At 69.6% G+C, this 18,991-nt stretch carries 18 protein-coding genes and 4 pseudogenes; 6 read left to right on the top strand and 16 right to left on the bottom strand.

Features of this window, described 5'->3' with window-relative positions; translation table 11 throughout:
• Positions 1-11: 11 nt before the first annotated feature.
• Genes QQK49_RS18350 through QQK49_RS18340 form a run of 3 tightly spaced genes read right to left on the bottom strand, consistent with a single transcriptional unit; the run spans position 12 to position 2,239 of the window.
• Entirely contained in the window at positions 12-1,007 is a 996-nt protein-coding gene (locus tag QQK49_RS18350; protein WP_284305231.1) for a sugar phosphate isomerase/epimerase family protein, read from the bottom strand.
• Positions 1,008-1,061: 54 nt separating this feature from the next.
• Positions 1,062-2,096, bottom strand: a complete 1,035-nt coding sequence (locus tag QQK49_RS18345; protein WP_284305950.1) for a Gfo/Idh/MocA family protein — start codon at positions 2,094-2,096, stop codon at positions 1,062-1,064.
• On the bottom strand, positions 2,051-2,239 hold the full coding sequence (locus tag QQK49_RS18340; RefSeq protein ID WP_284305230.1) for a hypothetical protein: 189 nt from the start codon (positions 2,237-2,239) through the stop codon (positions 2,051-2,053). Before QQK49_RS18340 ends, QQK49_RS18345 begins: the two co-directional genes overlap by 46 nt.
• Positions 2,240-2,383: 144 nt before the next feature.
• On the opposite strand from QQK49_RS18340, the gene QQK49_RS18335 reads away from it, so the two are divergent.
• Positions 2,384-3,424, top strand: coding sequence for a LacI family DNA-binding transcriptional regulator (locus tag QQK49_RS18335; protein ID WP_284305229.1), 1,041 nt, complete (start codon positions 2,384-2,386; stop codon positions 3,422-3,424).
• A gap of 132 nt (positions 3,425-3,556) precedes the next feature.
• On the opposite strand, the gene QQK49_RS18330 is transcribed toward QQK49_RS18335, so the two are convergent.
• The 9 genes and pseudogenes from QQK49_RS18330 to iolC all read right to left on the bottom strand — a co-directional run bounded on the left by QQK49_RS18330 (position 3,557) and on the right by iolC (position 11,869).
• A complete protein-coding gene (locus tag QQK49_RS18330) occupies positions 3,557-4,762 on the bottom strand; it encodes a sodium ion-translocating decarboxylase subunit beta (protein WP_284305228.1) in 1,206 nt (401 codons plus the stop codon).
• A 9-nt stretch (positions 4,763-4,771) separates the two neighbouring features.
• Positions 4,772-4,963: an acetyl-CoA carboxylase biotin carboxyl carrier protein subunit gene (locus QQK49_RS18325; protein WP_284305227.1), complete on the bottom strand. Its 192-nt coding sequence runs from the start codon at positions 4,961-4,963 to the stop codon at positions 4,772-4,774.
• A gap of 17 nt (positions 4,964-4,980) precedes the next feature.
• A complete protein-coding gene (locus QQK49_RS18320) occupies positions 4,981-5,196 on the bottom strand; it encodes a hypothetical protein (RefSeq protein WP_284305226.1) in 216 nt (71 codons plus the stop codon).
• 70 nt (positions 5,197-5,266) lie between these two features.
• The gene (locus QQK49_RS18315; RefSeq protein WP_284305225.1) at positions 5,267-5,617 is read right to left on the bottom strand and encodes a hypothetical protein; all 351 of its coding nucleotides are present in this window, start codon (positions 5,615-5,617) and stop codon (positions 5,267-5,269) included.
• 31 nt (positions 5,618-5,648) lie between these two features.
• Positions 5,649-7,188: pseudogene (locus tag QQK49_RS18310) on the bottom strand (acyl-CoA carboxylase subunit beta).
• A gap of 401 nt (positions 7,189-7,589) precedes the next feature.
• A complete protein-coding gene (locus QQK49_RS18305) occupies positions 7,590-9,092 on the bottom strand; it encodes a CoA-acylating methylmalonate-semialdehyde dehydrogenase (RefSeq protein ID WP_284305224.1) in 1,503 nt (500 codons plus the stop codon).
• 29 nt (positions 9,093-9,121) lie between these two features.
• Positions 9,122-10,020 (bottom strand): annotated as a pseudogene (gene iolB / locus QQK49_RS18300) (5-deoxy-glucuronate isomerase).
• Positions 10,017-10,877, bottom strand: coding sequence for a Cgl0159 family (beta/alpha)8-fold protein (locus tag QQK49_RS18295; protein ID WP_284305949.1), 861 nt, complete (start codon positions 10,875-10,877; stop codon positions 10,017-10,019). Before QQK49_RS18295 ends, iolB begins: the two are co-directional and overlap by 4 nt.
• A gap of 44 nt (positions 10,878-10,921) precedes the next feature.
• A complete protein-coding gene (gene iolC, locus QQK49_RS18290; protein ID WP_284305223.1) occupies positions 10,922-11,869 on the bottom strand; it encodes a 5-dehydro-2-deoxygluconokinase in 948 nt (315 codons plus the stop codon).
• Between the two features lie 131 nt (positions 11,870-12,000).
• On the opposite strand from iolC, the pseudogene QQK49_RS18285 reads away from it, so the two are divergent.
• A pseudogene (locus tag QQK49_RS18285) lies at positions 12,001-12,740 on the top strand (GntR family transcriptional regulator).
• Between the two features lie 65 nt (positions 12,741-12,805).
• On the opposite strand, the gene QQK49_RS18280 reads toward QQK49_RS18285, so the two are convergent.
• A complete protein-coding gene (locus tag QQK49_RS18280) occupies positions 12,806-13,471 on the bottom strand; it encodes a hypothetical protein (RefSeq protein ID WP_284305222.1) in 666 nt (221 codons plus the stop codon).
• A 153-nt stretch (positions 13,472-13,624) separates the two neighbouring features.
• On the opposite strand from QQK49_RS18280, the gene QQK49_RS18275 reads away from it, so the two are divergent.
• Positions 13,625-14,143 carry a peptidylprolyl isomerase gene (locus tag QQK49_RS18275; RefSeq protein WP_284305221.1) on the top strand — a complete coding sequence of 173 codons (519 nt, stop codon included), beginning with the start codon at positions 13,625-13,627 and terminating at the stop codon, positions 14,141-14,143.
• Positions 14,144-14,429: 286 nt separating this feature from the next.
• Positions 14,430-15,059, top strand: coding sequence for a rhomboid family intramembrane serine protease (locus QQK49_RS18270; RefSeq protein ID WP_284305220.1), 630 nt, complete (start codon positions 14,430-14,432; stop codon positions 15,057-15,059).
• Between the two features lie 204 nt (positions 15,060-15,263).
• Here QQK49_RS18270 and QQK49_RS18265 read toward each other — a convergent pair whose 3' ends face one another.
• A complete protein-coding gene (locus tag QQK49_RS18265; protein ID WP_284305219.1) occupies positions 15,264-15,521 on the bottom strand; it encodes a cell division protein CrgA in 258 nt (85 codons plus the stop codon).
• Positions 15,522-15,650: 129 nt separating this feature from the next.
• On the opposite strand from QQK49_RS18265, the gene QQK49_RS18260 reads away from it, so the two are divergent.
• Positions 15,651-16,463 carry a DUF881 domain-containing protein gene (locus QQK49_RS18260; RefSeq protein WP_284305218.1) on the top strand — a complete coding sequence of 271 codons (813 nt, stop codon included), beginning with the start codon at positions 15,651-15,653 and terminating at the stop codon, positions 16,461-16,463.
• A gap of 7 nt (positions 16,464-16,470) precedes the next feature.
• A pseudogene (locus QQK49_RS18255) lies at positions 16,471-17,108 on the top strand (glutamine amidotransferase-related protein).
• 44 nt (positions 17,109-17,152) lie between these two features.
• On the opposite strand, the gene QQK49_RS18250 reads toward QQK49_RS18255, so the two are convergent.
• Together QQK49_RS18250 and pknB are read right to left on the bottom strand one after the other, a co-directional pair.
• Complete coding sequence (locus tag QQK49_RS18250) at positions 17,153-17,680, bottom strand: PASTA domain-containing protein (RefSeq protein ID WP_284305217.1); 528 nt, start codon at positions 17,678-17,680, stop codon at positions 17,153-17,155.
• 35 nt (positions 17,681-17,715) lie between these two features.
• Complete coding sequence (gene pknB, locus QQK49_RS18245; protein WP_284305216.1) at positions 17,716-18,990, bottom strand: Stk1 family PASTA domain-containing Ser/Thr kinase; 1,275 nt, start codon at positions 18,988-18,990, stop codon at positions 17,716-17,718.
• Position 18,991 lies beyond the last annotated feature (1 nt).

The raw sequence follows: 18,991 nt of genomic DNA, 5'->3' as shown, positions 1-18,991 counted from the left end.
GTCGGCCGGCCTCAGTCGACCTTCGACGCTGCCGCCAGCAGGGTCTTCGCCGCGAAGCCCAGCCCGTCCAGGGTGCTCATCTCGGCGTCCTCGTGCTCGATGTTGATGACCGTGTCGGGGTTCACCTCACGCAGTGCGGTGAGGACCTCGACCCAGTAGTCCTGGTCGTGGCCGATCCCCACGGCGACGAAGCGCCACGCCGGGTTCTCCGGCCAGGAGGTGCACCAGTAGCCGTAGGCCACGGGGGTCTTGTTCTCGGCGTCGGCCGGCACATGCCCGAAGTCGACGTCGAGCACGCCCTTGGTCTTGACGCCCTCGAAGAGCTTGACGTCCTTGGCGGCGGCGAAGAAGATCCGGTCGCCGAGGGTGCGGATGACGGTGGGCACGTCCATCTGCTGCCACATGAGGTGGCTGGTGTCCATCTCGACACCGACGTTGGTGGCACCGGTCTCGGCGATGAGCCGCTGGAAGGTCGTCGCGTTGAAGACGAGGTTGCGGGGGTGCAACTCGATCGCCACGCGCACGCCGTGACGCCGCGCCAGCTCGTCGATCTCCGTCCAGAACGGAACCGCGACGCTCCACTGGTAGTCGAGGATCTCCATGTCGATCCCGTTCCAGGGGTTGACGACCCAGGTCGCGTACTTGGCCGTGGGGTCGGTGCCCGGCAGGCCCGACATCGTGATGACGTGCTCGATGCCCAGCGCGCCCGCGAGCTCGATCGTGCGCCGCAGGTCCTCGGCGTGCTTCAACCCCTCGTTCGGCAGCGGCGACAGCGGGTTGCCGTTGCAGTTGAGCGCGGTCAACTCCATGCCCGCGTCGGCGAAGACCTGCAGGTAGTCACGCCGCGCCGACTCCGAGCCGAGCAGGGTGTCGACGGGACAGTGCGGTGCGGGGATGAACCCGCCGGAGTTGACCTCCACCGAGGTCAGACCCATCCCCTTGAGGATCTCGAGGGTCTCGGGCAGGGAACGGTCGTGCAGGCAGGCGGTGTAGGCGCCGAACTTCATCAGGACTCCTGGTGGGTGGTGGGTCGGGTGATCGACGGGTGGATCGGCGGGGTGTCAGGGCACGGTGACGAGGCCACCGCCGGACGCGGCGGATCGGACGACGGCGTCGATGACCTCGAGGGTGTGCAGCCCGTCGGCGAACGTGGCGCAGGGCTCCACCTCGTCGGTGATCCCGACGATCTGGTCGAGGAACGCGCGGGCCTGGTAGGCGAAGGACTCGGCGTTGCCGGCGCCGTTCGCGGGTGCCTGCATGGGGTAGCCGCCGGCGAAGTACGGGTCGCGGGGGCCGACGATGACCTGACGTGGGCCGGTCGGGGCGTCGCCGGAGAACGCGTTGAACGTGTACTCGGCCGGGCGGTGCCAGTCGAACGCGGCGTGTCCGGCGTTGCCGTGGATGCCGAACGACAGTCCGTTGGGCATGCCGAAGGCCGTCCGTGAGGTGGAGACCGTGGCCGAGGTACCGGAGGCGAACCGGGCCACGAAGGCGGCCGAGTCCTCGTTCGTCACCTCGCCGTGTTCTTCGCTGACGGCGCCGATCTCGTGCCCCACCACCGTGCCGAGGGGCTTGGGGCGGGTCGGGATCGCGTTGGTCAGGGAACCCCCGCTGACCGACACGATCGGTGAGTCGAGGACGTGCTCGAGCATGTCGATGAGGTGCACGCCCAGGTCGGCGAGTGCCCCCGACCCCGGCGCCCCGAGGTAGCGCCAGGTCAGCGGCGCGCCCGGGTCGCAGGAGTAGTCGCACCAGTACCGGCCGTCGACGACGGACAGGTCACCGAGCTCGCCGGCGGCGATCCGGTCGCGGATCGCGGCGACCGCGGCGACACGCCGGTAGGTGTAGCCGACAGCCGTCACGAGATCCGTGTTCCGCTCCAGGGCGGCCATCTCGCGGGCGTCGGCGAGACTGCCGGCCAGCGGCTTCTCGCACAGCACGTGCTTGCCCGCCTCCAGCAGGGTCTTCGTGAGGGGCAGGTGCAGGTCGTTGCCGACGACGACGCTGACCGCGTCGATGCTCGGGTCGGCCGCGAGCTCGTCCACGCTGCTCAGATACTTCTCGAAGCCGTAGCGGCGGGCGGCGTCGCGGCCCAGCTCCTCGTTGGTGTCGACGATCGCGGCGAGACGGATCGGGGGAGCCCGTCACCCCACAGCGTTCCGGCGGTGCGGTAGGCGGCGGCGTGCGACCGGCCGGCCATGCCGGCGCCGATGACGGCCACGCTGATCTGCTCGGCCATGGGTGACTCCTTCGTCGTGCTCCCGAAACTCATGTACCGGAACGTTCCGGTAGGGCCGAGACTAGAACGTTCCGGTACCGTCGGGCAACGGGTTCGGCGAAGAACTTCGACATCGATGTGCTCAGGGGTCTCGTGGCGTCACGCGTGACGATCGTCGACGTGGCTCGGGCGGCCGGGGTGTCCACCTCGACCGCGTCGGTGGCGCTGCGGGGTGAGCGCGGGGTGTCGGAGGCGACGCGGGAGCGGGTGGCCGAGACGGCCGCACGCCTGGGCTACCGCGTCGACCACCGGGCCCGACTGCTGCGCGAGCACAACCCACGTGCCGTGGGGGTCACGTTCAGCCCGGCGCAGTCCTTCCACGCCGACGTGGTCGAGGCCCTGTACGAGGCGGCCGCGCCGGCCGGTGTCGACCTGGTGCTGTCGGCCGTGACGACGTCACGCGGCGTGGCGGATGCCGTCGAATCGCTGCTGCGCGACCGGTGTTCGGCCCTCGTGCTCGTCAGCCCCGACGTCGAGGGCGAGGTGTTGGCCGGCTGGGCGGCGTCGGTGCCGGTCGTGGCGCTGGCGTCCCCGCTCGCCGTCGCCGGTGTCGCCACGGTCGCCACCGACGAGCGCGCCGGGATGGCCCTGGCCGTCGACCATCTCGTCGAGCGAGGACACCGCGAGATCGTCCACCTCGACGGCGGTGACGGGGTCATGACCGCCCAGCGTGCCGCAGGGTTTCGGACGGCGATGCGGGCGCACGGCCTCGATCCGCGGGTGGAGCGGGGTGGTACCACCGAGGAGGCCGGGATCGCCGCGGCCGAACGCCTGCTCACGGCATCGGCGAGGCCGACCGCGGTCGTGGCCTACAACGACATGGCGGCCATCGGCCTGCTGCTCACCCTCCGGGCGTCCGGGATCGACGTCCCGGGTGACCTCGCCGTCGTCGGATACGACGACACCCGCACCGCGGCGCTGTCGACCATCGGCCTGACCAGCGTGTCCCAGGACCCGCGCGCCCTGGCGGAGGTGGCGCTGCGGCGTCTCGCGACCCGCGCCGATCGTGATGCGCTTCGCTCATCGGCTGTGCCGGGCACGTCGGCCGATCCGGACCGGGCATCGGACGACGCCACCGCGGAGGTCGGCGTCGTCACGATCCAGCCGCACCTGGTCGCCAGGCAGACGAGTGGCTCATCCCGGTAGTCGTCGGCGCCCCTCGTGGACGGCATCGCAGAGAGCATGCGAAGGGTCGTGATGACGACCAGAACGGTGCATTCTGCGATGTCGTTTGTGCGTGGGGCACCTCGCTGATCGCCGGCGACCGGTGATCCGCCGTCAGCGCAGCAGGGCGACGAACGTGCCGGCGATGATGGCCGAGGTCACGACGCCGCTGATGCTGGCACCGAGCGCGGCCGGCATGATCACCGCGCCCGGGTTCTCGTGCCCGGCGATCTTCTGGGCGACCTTCGCAGTCGTGGGTACGCAACTCACGCCGGCGATCCCCACGACCGGGTTCACGCGCTTGCCGCTCGCGAAGTACAGGACGTACCCGCCGAGGATGCCGCCCATCGCCGAGACGACGAGAGCCAGGACGCCCAGCAGGAGGAGCTTGAGCACCACGGGATTCAACAGCGTTCCCGCCTCGCACAGCACACCCAGGGTGAGGCCGAGGAAGAACGTCGCCCCGTAGAGGAACACCGAGCTGAACAGCTCCTGGAACTGCACGATCCCGGCCTCACGCACGGCGACGCCCACGAACAGGGACAGGAACAGCGGTGCCGCCACCGGGAACAGCAGGCACAGCATCGTGCAGACGACGACGGCGAAAGCGAGTTTCTGGCCTGCGGTGATGCGCCGCTGCGGCCCTGGGGGCATCGGCATGCCGCGCAGCCTGGCGGGAACGAGCGCCCGCACGAGGTAGGGGAATCCCCCGTAGGCCAGACCGAGGTAGAGGTAGCCGACCACGGTGATGGGGACGAAGAGCTCGGGCGCGAGGATGAGGGAGGTGAACAACACCATCGGGCCGTCGGCGCCACCGATGGTGGCCACGGACGCCGCCTCGCCGGGCGCCATCCCCAGCAGCAACGCCAGAGGGAACACGACGAACGTGCCCGCCTCGGCGAACAGGGCGATGATCATGCTCTGGAACGGGCGCGCCATGACGTAGCCGACGTCCAGGAGTACCCCGATCCCCATGAACACCAGGCACGCGATGAGACCGTTGCTGAACATGAAGGTGTAGATGGGCTGCAGCCAGTTGATCTGCAGCACGTTGATGACGTCGCCCGGGTCCTTGACCAGCGGATCGACGAACAGGGTGCCCGTTCGCCCCTCGCCGAGGACGAGCACCCCCGCGTTGACGGCCGACATGCCGAGCCCCATGGGAATCATGAGCAGCGGTTCGAGCACCTCCTTCTTGCCGAGGTACACGAGGCCGAACCCGAGGAAGATCAGGACGATGCGTCCGATGGCGACGCTGGGGTCCTGCTGGAACAGGGTGCCGACGCCCTGGAAGATGCCTCCGAGATCCGAGAGATCCACGTCGGCGCCTCAGGAGAGCGTGAGGATGGTGGCCCCGGACGCCACGGCGTCGCCGGGGGACACCTCGACGGTGGCGATGGTTCCGGGGGTGTCCACGACGATCGGGCTCTTGAGCTTCATCGCCTCCATGACGGCCACGACCTGCCCGCCCTCCACGACATCGCCGGGGGCGACCGAGATCTCGGCCACCACCCCGCTCATCGGGGCGAGGACGGCCGTCACGCCTGCGGGGACGGATGCTCCCGCCGACGTCTCGGAGCCACCGGGGCGCGCAGCGGGGCGGGCGCCGTCGTCGGCGCCGTCACGGGTGCGGTGGCGTTGGTCGGGACCATCGACCGGTGGTCGGGGTACAGCTGGTTGCCGGTGTCGGTGAGGTCCTCGACCGTCACGTCGTAGGCGTGTCCCTCGATCGTCACACGAAGGTGTCGCAGCATGGCGTCCTCACTCCTGGTTTCGTCTCTGTGACCCAGGTCGCGCCCTGGCGGGCCTGGTCGGTGTGCGGGTTCATCGGGAGCGTCGCTCCACGTTGTGCGACCCGTGATGCGCCGCACGTGCCTCCGAGGTCCACCCGGCGGCGCCGCGGGCGGGCGCGATGTGGACGACCACGGCGGAGTCGTCGAAGGCCGTGGCGACGGCCGCGGTGATGGCGGCCACGTGGACGGGGTCGTGACCCTCGGCGGTGACCGGTCCGTGTGCCGCCGGTGCCACCGGAGTCGTGTCTGAGGTCGTCACCGGTCGGGGCGCAGCGCCGCCCGTCCGCCCGAGGACGGCGACCATCGTGCGGATGATGACGGCGACGAGCATGGACACCACCACGACGATGATCCCCACGGTCAGGGTCGTCTCCAGCATCATGACGTCGACCTCCTCGTCCTCGCGGGCCCGATCACAGCGGAATGTTCCCGTGCTTCTTCGTCGGCCGAAGCTCCCGCTTGCTCAAGGTCTTTCGCAGGCTGAGCGCGAGCGTGGCCCGGGTCTCCGCGGGATCGATGACGTCGTTGATGTACCCGCGGGCCGCGGAGCGGTAGGGGGTGGCGTGCTCCTGTCGGTAGCGCTCGAGGAGCTCGGTGCGCGTGGACTCGGGGTCCTCCGCCTCGGCGAGTTCCTTCTTGTAGAGGATGTTCGCCGCGCCGGCGCCACCCATCACCGCGATCTCCGCGCCGGGCCAGGCGTACACGTAGTCGGTCCCCATCTCCTTGCTGCACATGGCGAGGTAGGACCCGCCGTAGGCCTTGCGCAGGATCACCGTGAGCTTGGGCACCGTGCCCGAGGCGTAGGCGAACAGCATCTTCGCGCCGTGCCGGATGATGCCGCCACGCTCCTGTTCGATGCCCGGCAGGAATCCCGGCACGTCCACGAAGGTGACGAGCGGGATGTTGAACGCATTGCAGAAGCGGATGAACCGTGCGCCCTTGTCGGAGGCGTCGATGTCGAGCGCGCCTGCGAGGTGGGTCGGCTGGTTGGCGATCATGCCGACGACCATCCCCTCGATGCGGGCGAACCCGACGATGAGGTTCTTGGCGAACTCCGCCTGGACCTCGAGCAGGTGACCGTCGTCGACGACGCGGGTGATGACGGCCCGCACGTCCATCGGCATCGAGGGGTCCTCGGGAACGAGATCGAACATGCCCTCGTCGCGACCCAGGCGCAGGTCCGCGGCGAGATCGTGCGGCGGGTCCTCGGTGTTGTTCGGGGAGGAAGCTCAGCAGCTCCTTGACGATGCGGATGGCGTCGTCGTCGTCCTCCGCGAGGAAGTGGACGTTGCCGCTGACCGCGGCGTGCATCGTGGCGCCACCGATCTCCGCCAGGGTCGTGGTGCGGCCGGTGACGGCCTTGATGACCTCGGGCCCGGTGATGAACATCGACGCGTTCTCGCGCGTCATGACGATGAAGTCCATGAGGGCCGGTGAGTAGGCGGCGCCACCGGCGCAGGGTCCGCAGATGACGGCGATCTGCGGCACGACGCCCGACATGAGGACGTTGTGGTAGAAGACCTTGCCGTAGCCGGAGAGCGCGTCGACACCCTCCTGGATGCGCGCCCCCGCGGACTCCTGGAACGCGACCAGCGGCACGCCGTTGCGGGTGGCCGTCTTCATCGTGTCGATGATCTTGCGGGCGTGCATCTCGCCGAGCGATCCGGCGGACACCGTGGCGTCCTGGGCGAACGCGGCCACCAGGCGCCCGTCGACGTACCCGGTTCCGGTGACGACGCCGTCGGCGGCGAGGGACTTGTCGGCCAACTCCTGACACCGGTGCTGGACGTGGAGTCCGAACTCCTGGAACGTGCTGCGCTGGAAGAGGCGGTCGAGGCGATCACGGGCGGTCAGCAGACCCTTGGCCCGCCGGGCTGCCCGCGCCTCCTCACCGCCGCCCAGTTGCGCCTCATGGCGACGTCGACGCAACTCTTCGCGATCGTGCTGCGGCACAGTGGCCCCCTCGGGTGACGGAGGCCTGACGCCGGCTGGTGCCCGACCTGTCCTGGTGAGCTGTGGCTCTCAGGGTAGGCCGGTGACGCTGCGGGCTCGGGGCATCTCGGCACGAACGGGACCATTGGACCGCTGTGATTCACGTCCAGTCGGATAGGTCCAGGGGTCCGCGGGGGCCGGGGTCGGCGTGGGCGAGGGTTCAGCGTCGCGTCGACCGCGGCGTCACCCTCGCGGCTGCGCCAGGTGCGGATCGCCGACGGCACGGAACTCACGCCACCCTGGGCCCAGTGAGACGTGCAGAACGAGAACTGCATCGCAGAATGCAGCCGAATGGTCGTGATGACGACCATTACGGTGCCTTCTGCGATGCAGTCTGGGGTTGCGGTGTGCTCCCGCGCTCGTCAGTCGTTCTGCGGGAAGCCCAGGTTGAGGCCCCCGTGGCTCGGGTCCAGCCAGCGCTGCGTCACGGCCTTGGTCTTGGTGAAGAAGTGCACACCCTCCATGCCGTGAGCGTGCGTGTCACCGAAGAGGCTGTTCTTCCAGCCACCGAAGCTGTAGTACGCCATCGGCGTCGGGATCGGCACGTTGATGCCGACCATGCCCACCTGCACCTCGTGCTGGAAACGCCGAGCCGCGCCACCGTCGTTCGTGAAGATCGTGACGCCGTTGCCGAACGGGTTGTCGTTGATGAGCTGCAGACCCTCGTCGAAGCTGTGCACCCGCACCACCGACAACACCGGACCGAAGATCTCGTCCGTGTAGATCGACATCTCCGGCTTCACGCCGTCGAACAGCGTCGGCAGCAGGAAGAAACCGTCCTTCGTACCACCGGTCCACTCGCCCTCGCGGCCGTCGATGACGAGCGTCGCGCCCTCGGCCTCACCGGCGTCGATGTAGCCCTTGACCTTGTCGCGGTGCGCCGCCGTGACCAGCGGCCCCATGTCCACGCCGTCGCCCATGCCCTCACCGGTGGTGAGAGTGGCGGTGCGCTCCTTGATCTTCGCGATGAGCTCGTCCGCCACCGTGTCGACGGCCAGCAGCACCGAGATCGCCATGCAGCGCTCACCCGCCGCGCCGTACCCGGCGTTGACCGCGGCGTCCGCAGCGAGGTCGAGGTCGGCGTCCGGCAGCACCAGCATGTGGTTCTTCGCCCCGCCGAGCGCCTGGACCCGCTTGCCGTTGCGCGTCCCCGTCTCGTACACGTACTGGGCGATCGGCGTCGACCCCACGAACGAGATCGACTTCACTGTCGGGTTCTCCAGCAGCGCGTCCACGGCCTCCTTGTCGCCGTGCACGACGTTCATCACGCCGTCGGGCAGGCCGGCCTCGCGCCACAGGTCGGCGATGAGGTTGACCGCACTCGGGTCTTTCTCGCTCGGCTTGATGACCACGGCGTTGCCCGTCGCGATCGCCACCGGCACGAACCACAGCGGCACCATCGCGGGGAAGTTGAACGGGCTGATGACCCCGACGACACCGAGGGGCTGCAGGATCGAGTACGCGTCGATGCGCGTCGAGACGTTCTCGTTGTAGCCGCCCTTGAGGATCTGGCCGATGCCGCAGGCGAACTCGACGACCTCGAGACCACGGTTGATCTCGCCGATGGCGTCCGGGTGGGTCTTGCCGTGCTCGGCGGTGATCGTCTTGGCGATCTCCTCCTTGCGCTCGTCAAGGAGCTGACGGAACGCGAACAGGACGCGGGTGCGCTTGGCGATGGACGCGTCGCCCCATTCCTTCTGCGCCTTCGCGGCCTTGGCGACGACCTCGTCGACGAGCGCCTTGCTCGCGAGGTCCAGGGTTCCGGTGACCTCACCGGTGGCGGGGTTGAAGACCTCGCTCGTGCGCTCGGCCGTGCCGTCCCACGAGGAGTGTCCGATGAGGTGGGTGATGCGGGTGGGGCTCATGTTCGTCCTTCGGGCAGAAGTGGTGGGGGTCAGTGGAGCTCGTGAATCGGGAGGCGCGGGTCGACCTCCTGGCCGGGCCAGGCGTCGCGTACCCAGCCGTGGGCCGGGTCGTCGCAGATCAACCAGACCCGCTCTTCGCCGGGTCCGGCCATGACGTTGAGGTAGTACATGTCGTACCCGGTCGGGGCCATCGCCGGACCGTGCCACCCGTGCGGCACCAGCACCGTGTCGCCGCTACGCACCTCGGCGAGAACCTCGATCGGTCGGTCGTCGGTGCCGTAGACCCTCTGGTATCCGATCGGGTCGACTCCCTCGGGCGCTCCAGGCTCCGCCCGCATCTCGAAGTAGTAGATCTCCTCCAGGCTCGACTCGACCCCGGGGCGGTCCTCGTCGTGCTTGTGCGGGGGTAGGAGCTCCAGTTGCCGGCGGGGGTGATGACCTCACAGGCGATGATCGAGTCGGCCTCGAGGGTGTCGGGGGTGCCGAAGTTCTGCACCTGACGGCTCGCCTGACCCGCGCCGCGGAGTTCGACCGGGACGTCGCCGGCCTCGACCTTGACCACTGGGAACGCCGTCCGTGCCTTGGCGAACGGGAAGGCGTACCGGCCGCCGCCGGCGGTGGCCGTCACCGTGAACTCGGCGTCCCGGGGAACGTAGACGAGGTCGGTCGGTCCGCTGAACACGTCGGGGCGCCCGGCCAGCTCGAACCGCTGCGTCTCGCCCGCGGCCGTCACCGACACCGTCGACGCACCCGAGAGCGGCAGCACGATGTACTCGCAGTCCTCCGTCGTCACCGTGCGGGAGTCGCCGTCGGCCAGATCGGCCACGAGCAGACCGGTGTGCTCCCAGCCGGAGTCACCCGGCCGGATCACGGAGACGTCGAATCCGTCGTCGCCTGTGGTGTGCGCAGGCTTGAACCAGTCGGTCATGCGTTCCTCACCTTCGTTGCATGGACGATGGCCGAGGCGATGTCGACGGCATCGGCCACCTGGTCGTCGGGGGGATAGAGCAGGGTCCGGCCGGCGACCAGACCGCAGGCCACCGGGTGCGCCAACGCCTCGCGCCAGCGGTCGTACGTCACGTCCGGCTCGTCGCGGGGGTCACCGCCGAGCAGCAGCGTCGGCATCGTCGTCGCGTCGAGCACGCGCTGCATGTCGTCGACCACCGGCAGCTTCAACCACGTGTAGGCGCTCGTCGCGCCGATGCCCGCGGCCACGTGGATCGAGCGGACCACCGAGTCGGGATCGAGCCGGTTGCCGACGCGTCCGCTGCGGTCACGGCCCGACCAGAACGGCTCGACCATCGCCAGCAGTTCGTGGCGGGCCAGATCGGTGACCGCCCGTGCGCAGGCCTCGAGGGTGGAGGCCGAACCGGCGTCGTCGGGTGCGATGCGTAGGAGCATCTTTCCGCCGTCGAGTCCCGCCGCGGCGAGATGGCTCGCGTCGTACCCGGTGAACCGGTCGTCGAGTTCGAAGGTGGCGCCGGCGATCCCGCCGCGGTTCATCGATCCGAAGACGACCTTGTCCTCGAGCAGTCCGAGCAGCAGCAGGTCCTCGAGGACGTCCGGAGTCCCCAGCACGCCGTCGACGCCCGGTCGCGCCAGCGCCACGGCGAGACGGCGCAGCATGTCACCGCGGCAGGCCATCGCCATGGGGTCGTCGCGCACGCCCAGTGCGCCACGGGCGGGATGGTCGGCCGCCACGAGGAGCAGATGGTCGCAGCCGGGCCCGATGCTCCGCCGCCGACGCGCGGCCCAGAGCTGTGCGACGCGCTCCGGGTGATGCATCCGGGTGCTGGTGAGGCCGGCCAGGTCGATGTCGCGAGCGCCGTTCACGAGGAGTCCCGGGTGGCCAGGAGTGCCTCGACCTCGTCCTCGGTGGGCATCGCCGAGGAGCATTCGAGACGGGAGGCCACCACCGCGCCGGCGGCGTTCGCGAACCGGACGGTCCGGCGCAGATCCCAGCCGGAGAGGAGCCCGTGGCACAGGGCGCCACCGAAGGCGTCTCCCGCGCCGAGCCCGTTGACGACGTCGACGAGGATCGCCGGCACCTCGACGCGCTCGTCGGCCGTCGCGGCGAGGACTCCCCGCGGCCCCTGCTTGACGACTGCGATCTCGATGCCGCGCTCGAGCAGCGCCGATGCCGCACGCTGCGGGTCGGTCTCGCCCACCGCGACCCGGCACTCCTCGGCGTTGCCGACCGCCACCGTGCACTGCCCGAGAGCCTCGGCCACCGCGGCCGTCGCGGCGGCCTCGGACTCCCAGAACATCGGCCGGTAGTCGAGGTCGAGGATCGTGTGCTCACGCCGATCGCGCGCCACCCACGCGGCGTGGTGCGCCGACCGGCTCGGCTCCTCCGACAGGCCGGTCACCGTGGCCCAGAAGACCCCGGCCTCCCGCACGAGGTCGACGGGGATCTCCTCCGCCTCGATCGACAGATCGGGCGCCGTGGGGAACCGGTAGAAGTACAGCGGGAAGTCGTCCGGGGGGAAGATCTCGCAGAACGTGACCGGGGTGGGCAGGCCGTCCACCGGACGCACGTGGGTGTCGTCGACCCCGAAACCCTGCAGCGCCTGGTGGACGAACCGGCCGAAGGGGTCGTCGCCGGTGCGGGACACGATGGCGGCGGAATGTCCGAGGCGTGCGGCGGCGACGGTGACGTTGGTGGCACTGCCACCGAGGAACTTGCCGAACGTGTCGACGTCTTCGAGACCTACCCCCGTCTGCAAGGGGTAGATGTCGACGCCGATCCTGCCGATGGCCACGAGATCGGGTGACATGGAGCTCCTTCGCCGGTCGTGATGTCGTGCCCAGCCTTGCCTACCCGCGCGGTCATGTCAATCAATTGTTAGAACAAAGTCTCATCGCGCGAGGTCAGGCGGAGTTTGAGTGGTTGAGTTAACCTCTTGACATGACCGACCCCCTACCCGTGGTCATCGACCGGACGAGTCCCGTGCCGCTGTATCACCAACTCTCCGAACAGCTCACGGCCCTGATCGAGGACGGGATCCTCAAGCCGGGAGACCCGTTCGAGAACGAGTTGGCGCTCGCGCAGCGGCTGCGGCTCAGCCGGCCGACGGTCCGACGCGCGATCTCCGAGTTGGTCTCACGGGGTCTGCTCGTGCGGCGACGCGGCATCGGCACGACCGTGGCCAATCAGGTCGTCCACCGGCGTGACGAGCTCACCAGCCTGTACGAGGACCTGGTGCGCGCCGGCCGGACGCCTTCGACCGAGGTCCTCGAACTACAGACCGGCGTGGTCGACGAACGTGCCGCCGAGGCCCTCGGCCTCGCGCCGGACGCGGGGCTGGTCGCGATCACCCGACTCCGCTCGGCCGACGACGGCCCCCTGGCCGTCCTGCGCAACTGGCTGCCGCCGGAGTACGGCGACCTCACCCGGGAATCCCTCGAGGCGGAAGGCCTGTACGCCCTCCTGCGCGCCCGCGGTCGTCAGCCGGTCGTGGCGCACCAGACGATCGGTGCCCGGGGGCCGACGCGCGCGAACGGCGGCTCCTGCGCCTGGGCCGCAACGACCCCCTGCTGACCATGACGCGCCGCGCCTACGACGGGCAGGGCACCGCCGTCGAGTTCGGCGACCACTGCTACCGCGCCGACCAGTACGCGTTCGACATCACCGTCCACGAACGCTGAGCGCACGAGAAAGGCCCCGCCGATGTGCTCGGCGGGGCCCTTCTGCGTGTTGTGGGTGACGCGATTCAGGCGCGGTTCTCGCCCTCGTTGCGGACGTCGCCCGGGGTGCGGAAGGTCGTGGTGTCGGTCGCGGTCGGAACCTGACCGGCGGCCGGCGTGATGTCGGCGGTCTCGTCGACCTCGGTGACCTCGACGCCCTCACCACCGGCGACGGTGGCGTCACGCCCGGTGGCCGGGGCCACGTACGGGTCGGTCAGCGGACGGGCCCACGGGTCGTCCTTGGGCTGCTGCAGCTTCTGGGCGACGACGGCCGCGAGAGCACCGAGCACCGTGAGGACACCCAGGTTGAGGAACAGCTTGCCGATGCCCCCACCCTTCTGGTGCTTGACCTTCTTGATCGTGGCGTCGCCCCGGAGGACCAGCGCGGCGTCGTGGCTCCGACGGGCGGCCTCACCACGGGCGGCCGAACCGGCCGCGATCAGCTCGGACAACTTGGCGTTGTCGCCGACGAGGTCCTTGGCCTGGGAGGCCTGCTTCTCGGCGATGGCGCGACCCTGCTCGAGGCGGGGCTTGGCCCAGTCGGAGGCCTCGTGCGTGTAGTCCTTGGCCAGCGCAGCAGCGGAGGCGACGGCCGGCGTGATCATGTCCTTGATCCCCTGGGCCGTCGGCACCGTGACCGTGCGGGTCTCGATGGTCGGGACCTCGATCTTCTTCTTCTTACGCGTGAACACCTGTCCTCCTTGCCGTGGATTCCGGTCTGGGCACCATCCTGCCCTCTCCACACCCATCCTGCCCAACGAGGGGCCCACAACGGCCGTGTCCCGGGGGCGACGGAGGGGCACCGGACATGGCTGTCGTCGGTGGCGTCTGCAAGGATGGCCTTCATGAACGTGACCCTTCACACGAACAAGGGCGACATCAACATCGTCCTCTTTCCCGACCACGCTCCCAAGACCGTCGAGAGCTTCGTCGGCCTCGCCACGGGCGAGAAGGAGTACCAGGACGACGCGGGTCGCACCAACCCGACCCCGTTCTACGACGGCCTCATCTTCCACCGCGTCATCTCCGGATTCATGATCCAGGGTGGTTGCCCGCTGGGTCAGGGCATCGGTGGCCCGGGGTACGAGTTCGACGACGAGATCCACCCCGACCTCGACTACTCCAAGCCCTACCTGCTGGCCATGGCCAACGCGGGCAAGCGAGGCGGCAAGGGCACCAACGGTTCCCAGTTCTTCATCACCGTCACGCCCACGCCGCACCTGGCAGGCAAGCACACGATCTTCGGTGAGGTCGCCGACGGCCCGAGCCGCGAGGTCGTCGACGCCATCGCCGCCGTGCCCACCGGACGCATGGACCGCCCGAACGAGGACGTCGTGATCGAGAAGGTCACCGTCCAGAAGTGACGCGTGCGCACCTGCGCGCCAAGAACACCTGACGGCCCACCCTCGGCGGTGGGCCGTCGTGTGTACGGGGGTCGTCGCGCATCACCTCGACGCGCTGCTCTGACCTCCTCCGACGTCTCGTGTGGTGCGGGGGTGCGTGAGTGGTCGAGACTGGAGGGGTGGACGACGCCAAGGACGAATCCGTTGAAAGGCCCCCGGTGAGCGAGGACGCCGTGCGCGTCCGCCCGCCCAAGCCGGTCGTGACGTACGCGATCGCGGGGATCTGTGCCGTCGTCTATGCCTTCCAGTGGCTGATGCCCGCCGTGACGGAGGCCGGCGACTTCTACCCCTCGGCGGGTACGTGGAGCCGTGGCGGTTTCTCACGTCGGTCTTCCTCCACAGCCCGACCTCCGCGACGCACCTGCTGTTCAACCTCATGGGTCTCTACGTCATGGGGCAGTTCCTCGAGCCCTTCCTCGGCCGGGCCCGATTCGTCGCGCTCTACCTGCTCAGCGCGCTCGGCGGGTCGGTGGGATCCCTCATGCTCGTCCCCGCGCTCGACTTGTCCGCTCAGGCGTCGGTCTTCGCGTGGACGCAGTCGATGGTCGGCGCCTCGGGGGCGGTGTTCGGCCTCTTCGCGGCGGCCTTCCTCGTCCTGCGGCGCACCGGCGCACCGGTGGCGGGCATGGTGGTCCTGCTCGCGATCAACCTGGCGTTGCCGTTCGTCTACCCCAACATCGCCTGGCAGGCCCACCTCGGTGGAGCCGTCGTCGGGCTCGTGGCGGCCGGGCTCATGTTCTTCACGGCGCGACCCGGACGGACCAAGGCGCAATGGCCGGCCCTGATCGTCCTGGCGGCCGGTCTGGTGGTGACGGCATGGATCAAGTACGAGGTCAACGGCCGGGCGCTGGGTGTGCTCATCGAGCATCTCCAGTAACGACATCCCCGTGATTACACGCGTGTGATTTCATCCCCAGGTGGGGAAAACCCTGTGGATAACTCTGCAGTCGCCCACACCGGCCGCCTCGTGATGATGCGGGAGAGGCGCTGAGACACGTGGAAACGCCGCACCCCTGGTCAGCGGTGGATCCAGCTGATGGGGTGCGGCGTTTCGTGTGTGCCGACGTGCTTCCGGTCTGGCTCAGCGCCAGTTCGTCGTCATGAGGAACCCGGCGATGATGAGACCGAAGCCGGCGGCGAGGTTCCAGTTGCCCCACGGCTGGACGGGGAATTCGCCCCGGGTGAGGTAGAAGGTGACGATCCAGATCAGGCCGACGATCATCAGGCCGAGCATCAGCGGCACGTACCACGGCGGGTTGGGCTTGGGCCCCCTCGCGATGGCCTCCGCGTCGGTCATGCCGGCCTTGTCGGCCTTCCTCTTCGCCCGTTTGCTACCCACGTGCTCTCCCTGGCTTGACTTTCGATGCGCTCGAACGCAGCACGGGCAGGTCGAATCACCGCCCGAGGTCTGCGTCCAGGGTAGGGCTTCATACTGGCCATGACGGCATCGGCACGACGGGAGGACTGCATGACCCGGTCTCCCACGCGTGCCCGGCGGTCGGTCTGGACCGTGGTCGTGCCCGTCATCACCGCGATCGCCGGTCTGCTCTTCGCCACGAGCGCCGTGACCGCCCGGGGCACCGATCTGCGGGGGGCCGACGTCGGTCTGCCGGCGCTCATCCGTGACCAGGCGTCCGCCGTGGACCGGGGAACCCGCGCCAATGCCGCACTGCGCGAAGAGGTCCGCGCGATGGAGGCCGCCCTCCCCGAGAGTGCCGAACTCGCGCGCCTGCGCCGCGAACAGGCCGAGCTCGAGAAGGCCGGCGGGATGACCGCCGTCGCCGGACCCGCCGTCCGGGTGAGTCTCGACGACGCCGGACTGACGGCCGACTCTCTGCCCGAGGGGGTGAGCGTCGACGACGTCGTCGTGCATCAACAGGACGTGCAGGCCGTCGTCAACGCCCTGTGGGTCGCCGGAGCGGAGGCGATGACCATCCAGGACCAGCGCGTCATCTCCACCAGCGCCGTCCGCTGCGTCGGCAACACCCTCATCCTCGGCGGGCGCGTCTACTCCCCACCGTTCGTCATCACGGCCATCGGTGACACCCGCGCACTGCAGGCCGGACTCGACGCCGACCCCGCGGTGGCCCTCTACCGCAGCTATGTCGACCGTCTCGGCCTCGGCTACCAGGTCGAACACCTGGACGTGGAGTTCGGCGGGTACACCGGTACCGTCGATCTCGACCACGCCCGGCCGGCACGGTCCGCGACGACGACACCCCCGCGAGGGCGGCGCGTCCCGCGACCCCCACCGGCCGCGCCACTCCGACCCCCAGCATGAGGACCCCGTGACCCGCATCCTCGTCGTCGACAACTACGACAGCTTCGTCTTCACGATCGTCGGCTACCTGCGCCGCCTCGGCGCCGAGTGCGACGTCGTCCGCAACGACGAGGTCGACGTGGCCGGTGTCGGCGACTACGACGGTGTGCTCGTCTCCCCGGACCCGGTACCCCGGAGGGGGCCGGCTCGTCGATGGCGGTCATCGAGGAGTGCGGACGGCGCTCGGTCCCGATGCTCGGGGTCTGCCTGGGTCATCAGGCGCTGGCGGTCGTCCACGGCGGCGTGGTGGATCGCGCCCCGGAGCTGGTGCACGGAAAGACCTCGACGATCGAGCACGACGACACCGGCGTCCTGCGCGGCGTGGGTCGGGCGTTCGTCGCCACCCGCTACCACTCCCTCGCGATCGAACCGGGGACCCTGCCCGAGACGCTGATCGCCAACGCCTGGGTCGATACCCCGGTCGGGCGCATCGTCATGGGAGTCCGACACCGCGACCTGCCCCTGCACGGCGTGCAGTTCCACCCCGAGAGCGTGCTCACCGAGGGCGGCTACCTCACCCTCGCCAACTGGCTCGAGATGTGCGGCGAGATCGGGGCGGTCGAGGCGTCCCGGGGCCTGACTCCGCTCATCCGTCGCTCGGAGTGAGCGCGGCCCCGGTCGTGGCCCGCCTCGATCCGCTCGCAGCCTGATCAGCCCGTCTGGGCCGGGTCCTCGGGCGGGGTCTGAGGCGGCGTCTCACCGTCGGTCGGTGTGGTCTGCCCGTCGGTGGGTGTGGTGCCGGGCGGGGCGGTCTGGGTGACGGTGGCCGTCGTGGTGACGGTCGTCGGCGCGGGCCGCGGCCGGGCGATCGAGATCCTGATGACGTCGCCCACCGGCACCTTGGTGCCCTTGGGGTAGGCCTGGTCGATGACCGTGCCCGACTTCCTGTCGCTGTAGCTCGACTGGGCGTCGGCACGGAGCCCCACCTTGGCGAAGGCCTCCACGGCCTGCGACTCCGACATGCCGATGACCTCGGGCACCTCGACCCGTCCGGTGCTGATGTTGAGCTTGATCGCGGAGCCCTCCGCGACCTTCTCCCCGGCTTTGGGCTCGGTCGACACGACCTTGCCCTGGTCCACGCTCATGCTGTCGACGTTCTGGATCTTCCCGATCGCGAGACCCAACCCTTCGAGGCGGCCGCTGGCAAGGGACTGCTCGTAGTTGGTGAGATCGGGCACCGTGACCCTGCCCGGCCCGCTCGAGACGGACAGCGTCACCGTCGACCCGGGGGCTGCAGCGACTGCGCGACGGGCTGCTGCTCCACGACAGTGCCCGCCTGCGCCCGGTTCTGGACCGGTTGTGCCGCCACGACGAAGCCCGCCTCCTGCAGCATGCGGGTCGCCTCCTCCTGAGGCTTCTGCACGACGGCGGGTACGGCGACCGGATCGGGGGCGCGATCGAACACGCCCTGACTCCATAGGATTCCGAGCAGGGCCGCGAGCAGGACGAGGACACCGACGATGATCGGCCACAGCCGGCGCTTGCGCTCGGGTTCGTCGACGGTCTCCTCGGTGAGGACGTCGACCGGCCCGGGGACGACCGCGGTCGAGCCGGTGCGGTCGCGGTCTTCGGTCGGCCTGGACGGGGACAGACGCCCGGCGGCCACGGCCTCCCGGGCGGCGAGGGTGGCGCCGCCGGTGATGACGGCGTCGAGGTCGCCGGCGAAGTCCTCACCGCTCTGGTACCGGTCCGAGGGCGCCTTCGCGAGGGAGTGCAGGGCGACGACGTCGAGCGAGGTGGGGATGCCGGGCGTGTGCACCGACGGCGGCTGCGGCGGCTCACCGACGTGCTGATATGCGATGGCGACGGGGCTGTCACCGACGAACGGCGGTCGGCCCGTGAGGAGTTCGTAGAGCAGACAGCCGGCCGAATACAGGTCGGAGCGGGCGTCGACCTCCTGACCCTGGGCCTGCTCGGGCGAGAGGTACTGGGCCGTGCCGACGACGACGCTCGTGTTCGTCATCGTGGCGGCCGTGTCGGCGATCGCGCGGGCGATGCCGAAGTCCATGACCTTGGGCTGGCCGTTGTGGCCCATCATCACGTTGGCGGGCTTGATGTCGCGGTGGATGATGCCGTTGTCGTGGCTGTAGTCCAGGGCGCGCAGGACCTGGGACATGACGCGCGCCGCCTCGAACGGCTCGAACGGTCCGTCCTCGGAGAGCACGTCGCGCAGGGTTCGGCCCCGCACGTACTCCATGACGATGAAGGGCACCGAGACGGTCGTGCCGTTGTTCTCGGTGATGGCCTCCTCGCCGGAGTCGAAGACGGCGACGATCGCCGGGTGGTTCAGGCTGGCGGCCGATTGGGCCTCACGTCGAAAACGCATGAGGAACGAACGGTCCCGCGCGAGTTCGGAGCGCAGGATCTTGACGGCGACCTCCCGGCCGAGGCGGGTGTCGTACCCGAGATGGACGTCGGCCATCCCGCCCCGTCCGATGAGGTCACCGACCTCGTAGCGCCCGGCCAGCAGGCGGCGATCGTCGTTCACG

The organism is Mobilicoccus caccae (genome assembly GCF_030161635.1).
In the GTDB taxonomy this organism is placed as follows: Bacteria; Actinomycetota; Actinomycetes; order Actinomycetales; family Dermatophilaceae; genus Mobilicoccus; species Mobilicoccus caccae.
The sequence above is the reverse complement of the archived record's forward strand: the minus strand, read 5'-3'. Positions and strand labels throughout refer to the sequence as shown.